Source organism: Streptomyces sp. NPDC047315 (genome assembly GCF_040643215.1).
GTDB lineage: Bacteria > Actinomycetota > Actinomycetes > Streptomycetales > Streptomycetaceae > Streptomyces.
The window spans coordinates 1-17,263 of the sequence record NZ_JBEYTZ010000003.1; the positions used below are offsets into that span (position 1 = coordinate 1).

The 17,263-nt window shown below is 71.6% G+C and carries 7 protein-coding genes and 1 tRNA gene; 4 read left to right on the forward strand and 4 right to left on the reverse strand.

Annotation, left to right across the window (positions count from 1 at the left end; all coding sequences use genetic code 11):
- Positions 1-539: 539 nt before the first annotated feature.
- From ABZ842_RS03655 to ABZ842_RS03665, 3 genes are all read left to right on the forward strand, one after another.
- The gene (locus ABZ842_RS03655) at positions 540-2,612 is read left to right on the forward strand and encodes an ATP-dependent DNA helicase (RefSeq protein ID WP_361530996.1); all 2,073 of its coding nucleotides are present in this window, start codon (positions 540-542) and stop codon (positions 2,610-2,612) included.
- Between the two features lie 245 nt (positions 2,613-2,857).
- Positions 2,858-4,102, forward strand: coding sequence for a hypothetical protein (locus ABZ842_RS03660; protein WP_361530999.1), 1,245 nt, complete (start codon positions 2,858-2,860; stop codon positions 4,100-4,102).
- Positions 4,099-4,782, forward strand: coding sequence for a hypothetical protein (locus tag ABZ842_RS03665; RefSeq protein WP_361531002.1), 684 nt, complete (start codon positions 4,099-4,101; stop codon positions 4,780-4,782). Before ABZ842_RS03660 ends, ABZ842_RS03665 begins: the two co-directional genes overlap by 4 nt.
- Positions 4,783-4,925: 143 nt before the next feature.
- Here the strand turns inward: ABZ842_RS03665 and ABZ842_RS03670 are convergent, their stop codons facing one another.
- Positions 4,926-7,166 carry a tetratricopeptide repeat protein gene (locus tag ABZ842_RS03670; protein ID WP_361531005.1) on the reverse strand — a complete coding sequence of 747 codons (2,241 nt, stop codon included), beginning with the start codon at positions 7,164-7,166 and terminating at the stop codon, positions 4,926-4,928.
- 606 nt (positions 7,167-7,772) lie between these two features.
- Between ABZ842_RS03670 and ABZ842_RS03675 the strand changes: the two genes are divergently transcribed.
- Positions 7,773-10,841: a tetratricopeptide repeat protein gene (locus tag ABZ842_RS03675; protein WP_361531008.1), complete on the forward strand. Its 3,069-nt coding sequence runs from the start codon at positions 7,773-7,775 to the stop codon at positions 10,839-10,841.
- A 419-nt stretch (positions 10,842-11,260) separates the two neighbouring features.
- Here ABZ842_RS03675 and ABZ842_RS03680 read toward each other — a convergent pair whose 3' ends face one another.
- The 3 genes from ABZ842_RS03680 to ABZ842_RS03690 form a co-directional block, all read right to left on the reverse strand.
- On the reverse strand, positions 11,261-13,369 hold the full coding sequence (locus ABZ842_RS03680) for a restriction endonuclease (protein WP_361531011.1): 2,109 nt from the start codon (positions 13,367-13,369) through the stop codon (positions 11,261-11,263).
- A 238-nt stretch (positions 13,370-13,607) separates the two neighbouring features.
- Entirely contained in the window at positions 13,608-16,823 is a 3,216-nt protein-coding gene (locus tag ABZ842_RS03685) for an FG-GAP-like repeat-containing protein (protein ID WP_361531014.1), read from the reverse strand.
- A gap of 343 nt (positions 16,824-17,166) precedes the next feature.
- A tRNA-Arg gene (locus ABZ842_RS03690) sits at positions 17,167-17,242 on the reverse strand.
- Between the last annotated feature and the right edge of the window lie 21 nt (positions 17,243-17,263).

A 17,263-nucleotide genomic window follows, 5' to 3' on the forward strand; every position in this document is an offset into this window, starting at 1 on the left:
GCAATGGCTCCACACCTACAATCACCACCGCGGACACACCGCACTCGCGGGCAAACCACCCGCCAGCCGCGTCCCCAACCTCACAGGGCAATACACCTAGGCCGCGTCCGCGAGGCCCCGCGGTGCGCTTCCGTCAGCGGGCGCGGTAGCGCCGCGGCCCGTGCGCGGTGATGCCGTCTGCGGCCCGGTGGTGGGCTTGTCGCGCAGTTCCCCGCGCCCCTGAAACCCCTGCCCCAGCCCGCAGGGCACAGGGGGAGGAACTGCGCGAACAAGCCCCACCGGGCCGCAGAGACCAACGCTCCCGCGGGGCTACCCCGGCTCCGTCCACAGGCACACAAAACAAAAACGCGGAAGTCGAAAAATCGCCGGCATTCAAGAGTGTCCCCGCCCCCAAGACACAAGGGCACGGCCCCGCAAAGTAAGTCAAGACTTATCTTCGGGGGTCCTCGACCGTATGGTGTGGCTCGAATCGAAGGAGCCCCCTGTTGTCGAAAACAAATGATCCCGCTGCGCGCGCAGTTGCATCGGAGCAGGATTATGTGTCCTCGTTGTACGAGGTGCTCAACCAGCGGATTTCCAAGGCGCGAGCAAACCGAGTCAGTGTGTTGAAGGCCCCGGCGGACGGCGCCGCCGAGGCATACGAGAGGGAAATCGCCACCGAACGTCTGACCACGGAAATCGGCCGGCTGGAAGGCGCAGAAAAGGGGCTGGTATTCGGCCGCATCGACTGGACGGACGGCACGACCCTACGCATCGGACGGATCGGACTCCACCAGGAGGAGGGCGATCTGCCGCTCCTCGTGGACTGGCGCGCAAACGCGGCGCGGCCCTTCTACGAGGCGACGCCGGTCCACCCGATGGACCTGCGGCGCCGCCGGCACCTGCGCCTGGAGGAGCGCACCGTCATCTCGGTGAGCGACGAACTGCTGGACGGGACCGCCCCGACCGACGAGGACGTCGTCGGGGACGGCCCGTTGACCGAGGCCCTGTCGGCACGGCGCACGGGCCGGATGCACGCGGCCGTCGCGACGCTACAGGCCGAGCAGGACGAGATCGTCCGCTCCGCCCACCGCGGCGTGACCGTGGTGCAGGGCGGGCCCGGCACCGGCAAGACGGTGGTGGCCCTGCACCGGGCGGCCTACGTCCTGTACGCGTTCCCGCGCGCCGCGGCGGACGGCGTCCTGGTGGTGGGCCCGAACGCCCGGTTCCTGGACTACATCTCCCAGGTCCTTCCCTCCCTCGGAGAGAACGACGTCGTCCTGGCGACCTGCCGGGAACTGGCCGGAGGTCCGTCCGCGGACGCGGTGGACCCGTTCGACACCGCACGTCTCAAGGGCGGCTCCGACCTCGCCGACGCCCTGGCCGGCCTGCTGCGCGTCCACCAGGCCCCCGCCGGTGACTTCACCGTGCGGGTCGGACGGGAACTGGTCCACCTGCCCGAAGGGGAAGTCGCCACCGCACGCGACGCCGCCCTGGCCGCCGCACCGGGTCACAACCCCGCGCGCCGGGCGTTCACGAAGCTCTTGGTCGACGCCGTCGCCGACGCGATGCAACGGGGCATGGGCGACCTCCTGGAGCAGATCGACGCCGACGCCGAAAGGATGACCGGCCTGGACCTCGACCGGTTCACGGGCGCCGCCCAACGCCGTGCCGAAGGCGCGGCCGACCCGGGGCCGGTCCACGAGTTGGACCTGGACGCCGTCCGGGCCGATCTCCTCGACGACGCCGGTGTCGACCGGGCGGTCGAGGCGCTGTGGCCGCGGCTGGCACCCGGTGACCTCGTGACGGCGCTGCTGACCGACCCCGCCGCCCTCGCCGAGCGACTGCCCCGCCTGACCGCGCAGGAACGGACCCTTCTGCTGCGCGGTCCGGACGACCCGTGGACCGACGCCGACGTGCCGTTGCTCGACGAGGCGGCGAGCCTGGTCGACGGCCCTCCCCAGCGGACGTACGGGCACGTCGTCGTCGACGAGGCGCAGGAACTGACCGCCATGCAGTGGCGGATGATCGTCCGCCGCTGCCCGGCACGGGCGATGACGCTGGTGGGCGACTTCGCCCAGGCGGGCCCCGTCGCGACCGCACGCGACTGGAAGGAAGCGCTGGGCCCCCACGTCGGAGCGCGGTTCAAACTGCACGACCTGACCGTCAGCTACCGCACCACGCAGGAGATCCTGGAGGGCGTACGGGACCTCCTCGCGCGGATCGCCCCGGACCAGAAACCCACCCGGTCACTGCGCAGCGGCGAGCGCCCCCGCACCGTGACCACGCCCCCGGACGGGTTGGCCACCGCCGTCGCCCGGGAACTCCGCGCCCAGAGCGTTGCGCACCCCGGCGAACTCCTCGGAGTGATCTGCGCGGACACCAGGGTGAGCGAGCTGACGGCCCGGGGCATCGCGCACCACGCACGGGTCGTGCCGGCGTCCGAAGCGCGCGGCCTCGAATTCGACGGGGTCGTCGTCGTGAACCCCGAGGAAATCAGCGCGGCCCGCTCCGGTGGGGAAAGGGACTTGTACGTGGCCCTGACCCGGGCCACCAAGCGCCTCTGCACAATCGCCGTAGAGCCCCGCCCCGACGGTCATGCAATTGCACTGCCGAATCCGTCGTTCCCCTGACGTAGCAGTGGTCTCTGCGCCATCCTTGAACCCTGGCGCAACCAACGTTCGGCACCCCGCCTCCAGAGAAGACCACCCGAACCGACCCCGCCCCCTAAAACCCTCTTCCGGCCGTCGAGTGGCGCGGTAAACGCCCACCTCAGAGCGGCGGCAAGGGTATTGCAAGGGACTTGCAAGGAAAGCACCGGATGGGTCGGGCATCCCCTCGTCGAAGTTGGACGCAGCGACGAGCGATGGGGGATCGCGTGTCTGTCACAACGACGAAGTCCGCACTGATCGAACAAGGCCACTGGCTGACGGTGCGGGACTGCAAGAGGGTCCTCGTGGTCGTGCACACGGTGACCTTCGCGCAGCGGCTGCGGGAGGTCTTCGACCTGCTGGAGGCCGATCTGCGCGTCCAGTTGGTCTTCACGGCCGCACCGCACGCCTTCGGCACCGGAGTCACACAGTTCTTACAGGACCTGGGCATCGCCACGGTGCCCTGGGAGGAGGCCCTACGGGCGGAGTTCGACCTCGCGTTGGTCGCCGGCTCCCGCGGAGTGCACGAGCTGCGCGCCCCCGTGGTGCGCATCTCGCACGGAGCCGGGCACAACAAACTGCTCACCGACGTCTCCAAGCTGGCCCCGGGCGAGCTCCGTGCGCCCGGGATGCTGAGCCGTCAGCACCTGCTGCACGAGGGCCGGGTGCTGCACGCGGCAGTCGTCTACAGCCACACCCGGGCCCTGGAGGAGCTGGCGCTCTCCTGCCCGGAGGCGCTGCCGGTGGCCCACGTGGTGGGTGACCCGTGCGTCGACCGGATCACGGCGGGCGCGCCCCGGCGCGCGGAGTACCGCCGCGCCCTGGGCATCGAGCCGGGGCAGCGGCTCGTGGTCGTCTCCTCCACCTGGGGACGGGCCTCGACGTTCGAACGGCTCGACGCCCTGCTCCCGCAGTTGCTCGGGCAGCTGCCGTGCGACGGCTACCGGGTCGCGATCATGCTCCACCCGAACGTCTTCGCCGGCCACGGCACGTGGCAGGTGCGGAGCTGGCTGGCCGCCTGCCGCGGCCGGGGGGTCGCGGTCCTGCCCCCGGAAGCCGACTGGCAGCCGCTGCTGATCGCCGCGGACTACATCATCGGCGACCACGGGTCCCTGACCGCCTACGGAACGCTGACGGAGGCGACGATCCTGCTCACGGCCGGCCCGCGGCGCGAAGTCTCCGACCGCTCGCCGGCGGCGCTGCTGAGCGCGGTGGCGCCGGTGATCCTGCCGGGGCACCCGCTCGCCGAACAGTTGGAGTACGCGGCGGGGCTGCGCGGCCCGGGGCAGTACGACCGGGTGGCGAAGACGCTGTCGTCGGCGCCGGGCGAGTTCCACCGCCGGATGCGGTCGGTGCTGTACCGGCTGCTGGACCTGGGCGAACCGGCCCTCCCGCCGCGGGTCGCGGCGCCGCCGCTGCCGCCGGCGCTGACGCAGTGGGAGGTCCGCGCGGGCGAGGGGGCCGCGCCGTGAGCCGCCCGCGCCGCGCACCCGGCCGGTACGACGGTTCGTACCGGCAGGCCCTCCGCATGGAGCGCAGCGCGTGGGGCGAGTGGGGCGAGCGGTTCGACGGGCTCTCGGCTCCGCGCCCGGAGCCGGCCGCCGCGTGGACCGCGGTCTGCTTCCACCCGGCCCGACCGGGCGCCGCGGCGTCCCGCGGCCGGGACGCCGATCGGCCGCTCCTCTTGGTGTGGCGCTCGGACGTCACCCGCGGGCCCGTCCTCGTGCGCTCCACCGCGGTGCCGTCCCCGGACGGACCGGAGGGCCGGGGCCCGGACCCCTGCCCGTATCCGCGCGACGGTCGGCCGCCGTGCGACGTGCACCTGCGGGCGGACCCGGGCGGCTCGGAGCTCGCGCACCACGCCGACGTGCTGGTGGGCCGCGTACCGCTGCCGCCCGCGGAGGCCCGCCGTCGGGCGCGCGAACTGCTGGTTGCCCACCCGGGCTGCCTCGTCGTCGCCGTGCCCGTCATCACCGCGGGATGCGTCGTCGGGGTGCGGGACGGAGCGGGCGGGGCGTGGTGCGTACGGTCGCAGCCGGACGACCCCGGGGTCGCGATCCCGACACCGGTGTTCGCCTCGGTCGTGCACGCCTGGGTCGTGGCCGGTGGCTCGCCCCGTGAGCTGCGGTCCGTCTCGCTCGTGAGGCGGTGAGGCGGTGAGGCGGTGACGCGGCGGTGACGGCCCTGGTGACGTCGTGGGTACGCCCACGACGTCACCGCTGTACGGGCCGGCTGCGGCGGTCAGCTGCGGCGGCCCGCAGCACCAGTGGCCCGCCACACCAGCCGGCGGCGGACTTACGGCTGCCGCAACTGCCGCAGCCGGTCTTCCAGCCGTTCCGCGTCTGCGGGGCGCAGCCGCTGGAAGAGGTCCCGGGCGGCCTCGTAGCAACTGCTCGCCTCCGTCGGGTCCCCGCGGGACTCGGCGGCCCGGCCGAGCCATTCCAGACAGCGCGCCTCCCAGTGCTCCGACCGGCTCTCGCCGGCCCGGAAGCGGGTCAGGGCCTCCCGCAGCAGCCGGGTGGCCACCTCGACGTCGCCCGCGCGGTCCAGGACGTGGCCGAGCATGGCCCGTACCCGGTTCGCCTCGTACGCCTCGCCCAGCGCGGTCAACTCGGCGTCCGCCCGCCGCAGGTGCGCGGCTGCGGCCTCCAGGTCGCCGGCGGCGAGCGCGGTCTCGCCAAGGCGCCGTCGGGAGAGCGCGACCCCGCGCCCGTAACCGATCGACTCGCGCAGCCGCAGCGCGTGCTGGAAGTGCTCGCGCGCCTCGTCGAGCCGGTCGGCCAGCAGCTCGACGTGCCCGAGCCCGTTCACCGCCTGCGCCTGCTGTCGTACGTTCCCGTCCTCGACGGCGAGTTGCAGCGCCTCCCGGTACCAGGTCGCCGCCTCCTCGTACCGGGCCGCGTTGCGCAGCCCGATGGCGCCGGAGGTGAGCATCCGGCCGACGCCCGGCCGCGACCCGCTCAGCCGGGCCGCTTCGAGGCCGAGCCGATGCGCCTCGATCCAGGAATCCGACGGTCTGAACCGCAAGAAAAGCGGCCAAATCAGGTCAGTGAGCCGCCAGCAGGACGTGTGCCAACCGGACTCGGCGCAGTGGCGCACCGCGCCCATCAGTCCGTTGCGGTGCGTGTCCAGCCAGGCCAGCGCTTCCGTGGCGTCCTCCAACGGGGTCGGCGGCACGGAGGGTTCGGGTACGTCGGGCAGGGACAGGTGGTGGCTGGGGGTGAGGATGCCCTCCGCCACGGTGGCGGTGGACAGGCACCAGTCGACGAACCGCCGTAGTGCGCGCTCCCGCTGGTCGCGACCCTCCAACTCCTCACCGAGCCGCCGCGCGTGCGGGCGGACGAGGTCGTGGAAGCGGTACGTGCTCGGGCCGGTCTCCTCCAGGAGGTTGGACTCCACGAGCGAGTGGACGGCGAGGTCGGCCTCGTCCTCCTCCCCGTACCCGTCCCCGTGACTAGCCCCGTGCCCGGCCCCTTCCCCGGGTCCGTCGGCCGCCACCTGCGCGAGCATCGCCAGGTCGTGCCGGTCCGTGGGCAGCAGCCCCATCCGCCGGTACAGCGCCGCGCTCCGCCCCGGCAGCACCTCGTACGACGTGTCCAGCGCCGTACGCATCACGGCCTCCCCGTCGAGCCGCAGGGCGTCGATCGCGCCCCGTCCGCGGGAGAGCAGCTCGGCCAGGGCGGACACCGAACGGTGTGGCCGGACGGCGAGTTGGGCGGAGGCCAGCGCGACGGCCAGCGGCAGCCGGCCGCACAGCCGGACCACCTCCCGCGCGGCTGCCGGCTCCCGTGCCACCCGGCTCCCGCCGCCGGCCGCCGCCAGCAACTCGACGGCGGACTCGGCCGGCAGCCCCTCCAGCCGGCGGAAGGCCGCACCGTCGACCTGGAGCCCGGTCAGGTGGCTGCGGCTGGTCACCACGGTCAGCCCGGTGGGCGTGGCGAGCAGCAGCGGACGCACCTGCGCGGCGGTGAAGGCGTTGTCGAGGAGGACGGCGAGGCGAAGGTTCGAGGTCATCGACCGCCACAGCGCGTTGCGCTGCGAGAGCTCGGCCGGCACCGCGGGCGCGCCGAGCGCGATCAGGAAGGCTTCCAGGACGGTGGCGGGGGAGACGGGCCCGCTGGTCCCGTCGGCGGCGGGCGCGCCCAGGTCCGCGTAGAGGAGGCCGTCGGGGAAGCCGTCCTCGTGCTCGGACAGCCAGTGGGTGGCGAAGGTGGTCTTGCCGACCCCCGCGAGCCCGCTGATCACCAGGACCTGGGGCGCGCGGGCGGGGCGCTGGTCGAGCAGGGCGTCCAGGGCGGTGCGGTCGGCCTCGCGGTCGACGAACCGGGCTGTCACGGGCGGGAGTTGGCGCGGCACCGGCATGGCGGGGGATGAGGGAGGGGCGGGGGAGGGGTGGAAGTGGATGCCGCCGTGGACGTCGCGGGCCTGGATGCTGGGTCCGTGGAGGACGGCGTCCCCGCTGATGGTGTTGCTGGCGGCGGCGCTCGGCCCGGGGCCCGCGGGTGGGCTTGAGCCCGGGCCCACGTCCGTTGCCAAGTCCGCTCTTGGGTCCGCTCTTGGGTCTGGTGTCCCGTCGGGTGTCCGGTCTGGTGTCCGGTCGGGTGTCCGGTCTGGAGTCCCGTCGGGTGTTGCGACCGCTGCCGCGACCGCTGTTGCGTCCGGTGTCAAGGCCGGCCCGTGGTCCCGTAACCACTCCGTCAGGGCGTCGTGCGTGGCCGGATCCCGAAGCGCCGCCCCGCCCAGTACCTGGGCGAGTTCTCGCCAGAACGCTTCGGGCGGCGGTCTCCGACCGCCCCGCGGAGGCCACCACCGGCCCACCGCCGGATCCGCCAGCGCGGCGGTCCCCACGACCCGTTCCAGGCCGTGCCACGCAGCCGATTCCGGGGCTGCGCCACAGGCGACCAGCGCCGACAGCAACCCACCCAGCCCGCCCGAGGAGGAGGCTCGCATGCGCACCACTCCTTTCGCTACCTCGCCATTCACTCCCCGCCAGAGCCCCGCTGTGAACAAGCACCGTCGGTCAATCGGCCAATTCGGGTTCGCGACGCCACGCTGTGGACGCCCGCGCCGGCCCCGTGAAACCCTCGAAAGCTCGAATGCGCTCGACATTGCAGCAGGCCCTACCGTCGGGGGAGGTCGCTGGTGGACTTCGAGATTCGACTCTCGGGAGCCGTCGAGGTCAGGGCGGCCGGCCGATGCGGTGAACTGAAGTCGACCAAGACGCGCATCGCGCTGGCCGCGCTCGCGTGGGACGCCGGTCGCACGGTGAGCGTGGACACCCTGATCCACCGCATCTGGGACGACCACCCGCCGGGCAAGGCGAGGGAAGCCCTCCACGCCCACATCTCCCGGGTCCGCAACTCGCTCCAGATCGCCGCGGGGGACGCGCCCGCGATCGTCAGCCGTACGAACTCGTACGTGTTGCACGTCGATCCGGACCTGGTGGACCTGCGCTGCTACACGAGCTGCGTCGAACAGGCCCGTTCCCTCCGCGACAGCGACGACCGGGACGGGGCCCTGGCCCTGCTGGAGCGGGCGGGCGCGCTGTGGCGCGGCGAACCGCTGGCCGGCATCGCCGGCTCGTGGGTCGAGCACCTGCGCGCAGCCGTCGACGAGACCCACCTCGTGGCCGCCATGACCCGGGCCGAAATCCTCCTCGCGGACGGCAAGTTCGCCGACGCCGTCCCCGTACTGCTGCCCCTGGTCGACGCGCACCCCGTGGACGAGGCGCTGGCCGAGCGCCTCGCCATCGCCCTGTACGGCGGCAACCGCACGGCGGAGGCGACGCGACTGCTCCAGCGGACGCGCCAGCGCGTGGTCCGCGACATCGGCCTGGAAGCCGGCCGCGGACTGCACCGCGTCCACCAGGGCATCCTGTCGGGCACCTCGGCACCGACCCTGTTCCGCCAGGTCGGCGGCGAGACCATCCCCGCCAGGCCGGCCCGTCGGGCACCGGACAACCTGCCGCGCGACGTCCCCTGGGTGGGCCGCCACGACGAGCTGCGCCGGCTCACCGCGGCGCTCTGCGAGGGCGGGGGAGCGTCGACCGTGGTCACCGTCGAGGCCATCGACGGCCTCGGGGGCGTCGGGAAGACGGCGCTCGCCGTGCACCTCGGCCACCGGTTGCGCGAACGCTTCCCCGACGGCTGCGTCTTCCTCCACCTCGGCGGCGGCGCCGCCGACCGCACGGCCCCCACGCCGACCCGGGCGCTGACCGAACTGCTGCGGCTGATCGGCCTCGACGCCAAGGAACTCCCGCACGGCATCGACGAACTGACGGCCCTGTGGCGCTCCCTGGCCCGCGACCGCCGCATGCTGGTGATCCTGGACGACGCGGCCGGCTCCGACCAGGTCCGCCCCCTGCTCCCCGGCGCCTCCCCGACGGCGGTCGTCGTCACCAGCCGCCGAAGGCTCCCCGGCCTGCCCGGGGTGCGCCCCTTCTTCCTCGACCTCCTACCGCCGGACGACGCGGCGAACCTCTTCGCCCAACGCCTGGGCCCGCACCGCCGCACCGACCCGACGGACGTCGCCGAAATCGTCCGGATATGCGACTATTTGCCGCTGGCGATCGAAATCGCCGCGAGCCGCCTGCTCAACCGCCCCTCCTGGACCACGGCGGACCTGCTGCGCCAGCTGCGCGTGGGCGGCGGCCACCTGTCCCAACTGCGGGACGGCGAGCGGGCGATGTCGCATGTGTTCGCCCTGTCGTACTACGCACTCAACCACGAGCAGCAGTTGGTCTTCCGCCGCATGGGCCTCCACGTCGGCGTGGAGTTCGGCCCACCGGCGGTGGCGGCGCTCACCGGACTCTCCGTGGAAACGGCGGGCCGGGTCCTGGAGGAACTCCTCACCCACCACCTCGTGTCCGAACCCGCCCCGTTTCGCTTCACTTTGCACGATCTGCTACGGGACTACGCGCGCTCGCTGGTCGACTCCGGCGAGTTCGAATCCCCGGAGGAGTCCCGCCGCGCGGTCCACGACCTGGTCAACCACTACGTCCACACCGCGGACCGCGCGGACCGCCTGGCGTACCCGTTCCGCTCCCGCACGGACCTGGACACCGAGAGCCGCCCTCCGCCAACGCAGGAACTGGCGAACGCGCACGAGGCGGAACAGTGGCTGCTCGCCGAGGCGGCGAACCTCCGCGACACCCTGGACTGGCTGTCCCACCACGGCACGGAGCACCAACTGTCCATGTCCGTCCACGTCCTGGCGGGCTTCCTGGACATGGAAGGCCCCCTGACCACGGCTGAACCCCTGCTCCGCCGCGCCGTCACCCACTGGACCACGGCGAACGACGGCCCGTCGCGGGCCCGGGCCCTACTGGACCTGGGCGCCGTCCAGACCCATGCCTCGCTCGTCACGGAGGCGATAGCGACCCTGCGCCAGGCGCTCGACGCGGCTCGGGCACTGGGAGACCGCGACCTGGAGAGCGAGTCCGTCCATCAACTGTCGATCCTGCTGTGGCAGACGGGCGAATACGCCACCGCGCGGTCACTCCAGAAGAAGGCGCTGAGCTTTCTGACTGCAAATGGAGACGTCCTCCGCATTGCGCGTACGCAGAACCTGCTGGGGATCGTCCATCTGCACTTGTCCGAGAACCGGGAAGCGTTGAATTGCTTCACGTCGGCCCTGAGCTCCTTCACGGAAATCGGGGACCAAAGGGGACGCTACAGCACGCTCAATAATCTCGGCAAACTCCACCAGCGCACGGGCGACCCCGACGCCGCGGAAACAGCCTACCGAGAGGCAATGGAAGCCGCGCAGGGCCTCGGGAACAAAAGGGACAGGGCGATGCTCCGGGTGAACTTCGCCAGCGCGCTCGAAACGCTCGGCAAGGTGGAGGAGGCCCTCGGGCTGTACGAGTCCGTGCTCCCCGTCTTCCGCGCCGCCGACGACCGCCGCGGCGAGGCCATCGCCCTCAACGGCCTCGGCAGGGCGTGCCGCGCCGTCGGCCGCGGCGAGGAGGCGCTGGGCCGCCACGTCGCTGCGCTGGCAGTTACTCGTCGAATCCACGCCGTGGGCGAGGAGTGCGACGTCCTGTACGACCTCGCGCTGACAGAGCGCGAAACGGGCCGGGCGGCGCAGGCCGTGAGCCACCTTGAGGAGTCCCTCGAAGTCAGCCGCCGCCTCGGCGCCCCGGCGGAGGAGGAGCGCGCGGAACGGGCGCTGAGCGAGTTGCGGGCGGCGATGAGCGGCCCCGCTTTTTAATTGCGCCGCACACCTAATTGCGCTGCAATTTCAGCCACCGGGGAAATGGTTTGGACCAATTCCCGGACGGTGGAATGAGTCTGGGTTCCCGCAGGTCCTTCCATGGTGTTACGCGTCAATGGAGCCTGTACGATCACTCGTGTGAGTGGTCGACGCCGACACTCCGCGGGATACCGCATGTCCTTTTCCGATTAGTTCCACAAGACAGGACCGCGAAGGCTGATGAAGGGCGCAAAGTACGCGATGAGGTTTGCCATCTTTTCCTGTATCGCGTATTGGATAGCTAGCGGCGGGCCGACGAACTTGCCCATGTAAGAACTCGGGTCCGCCCCGGCCGCAGGTCGGGATCCTCATCGCCCCTCACTCGGCGGAAGGGATCCTGACCTGCGGCCTTTCTGCTGTCCACCACTGCACCGCAGCTACACCACTTCGATGCCGTACTCCTGGATCAGCTCCTCCAGGCCCCCCTCGTACCCCTTCCCACCCGCCACGAAGTCCCAGTCCCCGTTCGCCCGCCGCCGGAACGACCCCAGCACGAGCGCCGTCTCGCCGCGCCGGCCGTCGGAGACCTCCAGCTGGTCGAGCGGCGTGCCTTCGGCGTCCAGCAGTCGGATGCCCGCGTTCGTGAAGCCGGCCAAGTCGGCCGTGGGATTCGCCTCCGGGTCGACCGCGGCGACGATGACGAGTCGGTCCGCCCCCGCCGGCAGCTCGTCGAAGGAGACCCGGATCGCCGCCCTGTCCGGCGGGACGGGTATCAGCGCGCGCACCGAACCGTCCGGCGTCCGCGGGTTGTTGAAGAACACGAAGTGGTCGTCGGACAGCACCCGGTTCCCCCGGCAGACGAGCGCGCACACGTCCAGCGCGACGCTCCCCGACCAGTACATCCCCAGCACGTTGTGCTCGCCCGCACCGGTCTCCTCGTCCGGCGGCGCGCTCCGCTGCGCCGGCACCGACCCACCACCACCGCCCCCGCCACGGCCGTCGCCGCCACCCAGCCGCCCGCGCAGCCCGTGCCGGTGCAGCAGGTCGACCAACTCGGCCCCCGCCACCAGCTCCAACGGCTTTCCGTTGGCGAACGCGTGCGAGCCGGGCCCGAACCCCGACGTCGTCACCAGCACACCCTTGTTCGCACCGGCGTCCTGGACCGTGCCGTACAAGTCGCGCACCGCGGTCGGCGGCACGGTGTTGCGGTAGCGCTTCACCTGCACGACGATCTTCCCGCCCCGGATCGGCGTCGGATCGAGCGCATCGACGTCCACCCCGCCGTCGTTCGAACGCTCGGTGGTCACGGCCTGCATGCCCATGGCCCGGAACAACTCGGCGACCAGCGACTCGAACGCGAGCGGATCCATCTCGTACAGATCCGGCTCCCCCTCGCCCCCGTGTGTGACGACGACACCGCTGGCGACGTCCTCGGGCACCCGGCCGGGCCGTACGGCCGCATACTGGTCGGGGCGCGTCGACAACTGCCCCCGCAAGCCGTCCACCAGGCAGTTCACCGCATTCACCTGCTCCAGGTGCAGCCCGGTGAAGGTCGAACGCGGAGCCATGACCGTGCCGAGGAAGATGGCCGCCCGCCGGCCCGTGGTGGGGTCGTAGTCATCGACGAAGCCGTTCAGAACGACGGATTCCAACGCCCCGTACTCGTCCGCCGCGAACAGATCGCGCAACACGAGCAGCAGGCATTGAGCCAGCACGTCCCGGTAGAGCGCGCGGCGCTGCGTCACCGGCCGCGGCGACTCCTTCTCCTGATCCGCGTTGATCATGTAGCGGACCGACTTCGCCTCCGGAACGACGTCGTACCTGGGCAGCTCCCAGTTCATCACCAACTGGCGCGCACCCGGGTCGTACGCGGCGGACACCTGACGCGGCAGGTCCTCCGGCCACCCGGTGGACGCGTAGAGCGCGGCGGAGAAGTACTCGACCGCGGCCTCGGGATCCCCGTTGCGAAGCCCGGTCGTCATCTCCACGATGCCCGCGTTGTGCCGACGCACCTCGCTCAACTGGCCGTCCGCCCACTGCTGGTACTGCCTCTGGTACGCAGCCAACTGCTGCTGCCGCTGCGCCTCTGCAGCCTGCGCGGCCTGCCAGTCCCGCTCGAACTGCGCCCGGGCCTCCGCCTGCGCCTGCGCCCGCCGCGAAGCGGTCCAACCGCCCCTCGGCTGGTACTGGTTCGGGTCCGGCATCCGTACGGGCTGCGCGAGCTGCCCCGGCGCGAACGGCTCCACCTGCTCCACCCGCGCCAGCGCCCCGGCCCGGAACGCCGGGGCCCGACACCCCGCGGCCAACAACCCCTGCAACGACTCGACCCGCGCCTCGATCTCCCCCGTACGCCGCCGGGCCTCCGCCTCCCGCATCTCCCGGTACGCCGCCCGCTGCTCCCGCTGCCGCCGCGCCACCTCCCGCTGGTGCGCCCGCTGCTGCCGCTCCAGATCCCGCTGGTACCGGGCTTGTGCCTCCAGTTGACGTTGCTGTTGCCGCTGCGCTTCAGCCCAGATCCCGACCAACCCATTGGAGCGACGGCTCATGCTCGACAGGCCCTCCCCACCGGGACCCCGACGTCCACACGCCGAGCCCGGCCCCATAACCACCAGTGATGTCACGACTTTAGTGGGCAAAGAACCGCGGGCCCATGTACTTGCACCAGATGGGACGCCCTGCCTTGCCCTGCCTGTCGTTCGCCGGGGTGCCGAGGGTGTGCGCACGCAGGAAGCCCTCCCGCCCGGACGGGCAGGAGGGCTTCCTGAACTGCTCTCGTGTGGCGCTCTAGCGCACGCTGGCGAAGCCCTTCCACCCGGTGCCGATGTTGGCGCCGGAGCCGATGCCCCCGGTGCCGTTGCCGGTGTAGCGGTAGAGGTCGCCGGTCGTGGCCCGGCCCACGATGTCGTCCTTGCCGTCGCCGGTGAGGTCGCCGATGCCCACGATGTCGACCATGTCGCCCCATCTGGAGCCGATCTTCACGCCTGAAGAGACGGTGCCTTTGCCTGTGCCGTAGTAGCGGTAGAGGTCGCCGGTCGTGGTGCGGGCGAGGAGGTCGGCGTGCCGGTCGCCGTTGAGGTCGCCCGCGCCGACGATCGTCAGGTTCTTCCATCCGGTGCCGATCCGCCCGGTACCGGTGAAGCCGCCCGAACTGGTCCCCGCGTACAGGTACAGGTCACCGGTTGCGATCTGTCGGGCCACGAGGTCCGGGATGCCGTCGGCCGTGAGGTCGCCCGAGTAGGTCAGGCTGTCGAGGGTCTTCCAGCCACTGCCGATCTTCGTGCGTGGGGCGTTCGGTGTGACGACCTTGCCGCGCTCGGGGGCGTAGCGATAGAGGAAGCCGTCCTTGTCGGTGACCAGCGTGTCGTTGACGCCGTTGCCGTCGAGGTCGCCGAAGGGGACGAGCGTGGAGGTGGTGGGCCAGGTGCCGCCGTCGGCCTTCGCCGACACCACGCCGGAGGCGTTGCCCTGGTAGACGAGCAGGGAGCCGTCGGCGCCGCGGGCGTAGAGGTCCGGGTGGCCGCCGTCGCCGACGTAGTCGCGGCGTACGGCGGTGCCGCCGGTCACCGACACCGTTCCGGAGAGGGAGAGGTCCGCCTGGACGCCGTCGGCGGGCTTCGCGGCGAGGATCCAGTCGTAGGCCCCGTTCGAAACGGGCTTCCCAGCGGCGTCCTTGCCGTCCCACGACGGCGCGACCTGTCCGCGGGCCTCGCCCCCGGAGAGCGTCCTCACCGTCGCCCCGGTGGTCTTGCTCTTCAACGTCAGGACCCACGATGCAGCCGGCTTCGAAAGCCACCAACGAGGCGCCCAGGCGCCGACCTTGAAGTCCGCGGCCGGGGTGTCGGCGTCGATGACGGCGATCCGCGAGGCCGGAACGCCGGACGGGACGATCCGCACCCGGCGATCCGCGCCCGTGTAGGCGACGTGGCCGCCGAAGCGGTCGACGGTCCACCCGGAACGTCGAGTGGTCCGGTCGCCGATCTCGGCGGAGGTGGCCACCACTCGCTGGGGCAGGTCGGCTTCCTGGCCGCTGGCGGGAAGCCCGTCGTGCAGGTCGATGAGGGTCAGACCGGCCGCGTCCGTTCGGCGGACCAGGTATCCGTCACCGAGGAGCGCATCGCCGGGGCCGAGCTTGAGGGCACGCTTGGCCTGCCGGTCGTAGACGCCCGCGCCCTTGAAGGTGTTCAAGGAGTCGATGCACTGCCAGTACACCCAACGGCCCACGGCCTGGAGGTCACTGGGGACGCAGCCGGCGTTGAAGGACTCGTCGGTGGCGCCCGTCGCGAGGTTCTTCGAGTCCACCCAGGTCAGCACACCCGGGCTGGAGTCGTTCCACCGGCCGAGTGCACTCCACAGCGTGTTGCCCCACACGGAGGCCGCGACGGGTTCCCGGTTCAGGAGCACGCTTCCGGTGTCGGCGTCCTTGAAGTGCAGGATGGCCTGTTTGCCGCCCGCTGCCTGGTTCACCACCCCGTACCGGCCGGACAGATCGACGAGTTGGGGGTTGCCGAGCCCGGAGGTCACCCTCGGACCCCACTGGTTGACGCCGTTCCTGTAGAGCATGGTGGTGTCGTTCACGGACGCCGCCTTGCGGCCGTGGTGCCCGTCGCCGCTCGCGAACATGGACACGCAGTGCGTGCCGGAGGAGCTGCAGTCCGCGTCCTGGCCGGGCACGTAGTCATCGACGGTCGAGTTCAACTCTTCGGGACGGCCGGACGTCTTCAGCCAGGTGCTCCGGTAGCCGCCGATGCTGGTGGCGGGCTGGTAGAGCAGCGAGTCGTCGGCCGTGGTGAGGATTCCGCTGCCCAGCGAGATGCCGGCCGGCTTGGCCTCCCGGTCCGCGATGTCCGCCAGGCGCTTGCGGGTGACGGTGCCGTTGGCGGCGGGCGTGAGGAGGTAGTACCCCCAGTCGAGCGCGCCGAGGGTGACGTCCTTCTCCGCACCGGCCACCAGTAGGGAACCGTCGGGCGTACGGCGCAGTGAGGAGGAGGCGACGGGCAGCAGGGTCTGCTGGTTGCCCGCGGCGTCGTGCAGGGCGAGCCAGTTGCCCCGGTACCCACCGTCGCTGCTGGGGCTGGCCTCGCGCACGGCGGCGAACCCGTCGCCGAGACGTCGTACGACGCTGTCGTACCAGGCCACGTTCCGCAGGTCGACGGTGGTCGGCTCCGCGTTCAGGTCGTCGCGGCGGTACACATGCGCGGCATAGTTGGTGGGGGCCCAGACGTGGAGGATGGTGTCGCGGTCGAAGGAAACGCTAGTGCCCTGCGTGGCGAGCGCCTTCACGCTGCCGGTGGCGAGGTCGACGACCCACCACCCCTGCTTCATCGAACTGCCCTCCCACTTGATGCCGCGGATGGCGATGGACCGGGCGTCACCGTCGTTGACGGTGAGCGGCCACCCCTCCGGCAGCCCCGCCAGCCGCCGGTCCTGCACCACGCCGTCCTTCAGCTGCAGGAGGTGCAGGCTGGTCACGGCCTTCTCGGTACCGGTCCGGGTGACGACGGTGTCGCCGTAGGTCGCCACGTACGTCTGCCCCTCCGGAATCGGCACCGTGGCGGTCGGTCCACCGCCGGCCCGCTGCTGGAGGACCACGCGCGGGGACGGGGAGTCCGTGTAGACGGCGACGGTGTCGGATCCGTAGCCGAAGTGCGACGGGTGCTTCGCGAAGCGGAACCCGTCCACGTCGTATTCGAGCGGCTCGGGCAGCCGCTGGTCGAGGAAGGTCGTCGCACCGGTGGCGTAGTCGATCCAACGGAGCCGGTCGTCACCTTCCTGAGCGGTCAGGAACCCGGTCTCCCCGGCGTTCAGGATGATGGTGGCGCGGGGCACGAAGCGCGCACCCGGGCTGATGACCACGGGATCGGCGGACGCGCCACCGGTCTCGGCGACGGCCGTCCCCGCAACGGTGCCCATTCCGACGGTCACGGCCAGCGTGACGGTGAGAGCGATACGGCCGAGCGCGCGTTGCCCGCGCGTGGTCCGTCTGGTGAGCGTACGAATCATGAAAGCGCCCCTCCCCAAGGCGGGCGACGCAGGGGGCACCCATGGAACCGCCGCTCGCCTGCGCGCGTCGGCGACGGTATCAAGGTGGATCACCACACGACACCAGTTTTCGAGCCCGTTCGAAGCGACCGCAACCCGCCTGCGCCGGGCCGTCTGCTGCTGCGGACCATGCCGCGTTTCACCGCAGAACTCACTTGCACAGACGACCGTTTGTCATCCGAGTAATCCCCTGACCCAAGCGCCGTCGTCCCGCTCTTCGGTGTCTGCGACACCGGCACTCGGGCGAGCGTGCAACGGGCGAAGGCAAAGGCCCCGGACCATGATCGGTCCGGGGCCTTTGCGCTGGTGCCCCCGGCAGGATTCGAACCTGCGACACCCGCTTTAGGAGAGCGGTGCTCTATCCCCTGAGCTACGAAGGCGAAGGCGTGGTACTGCCGCAC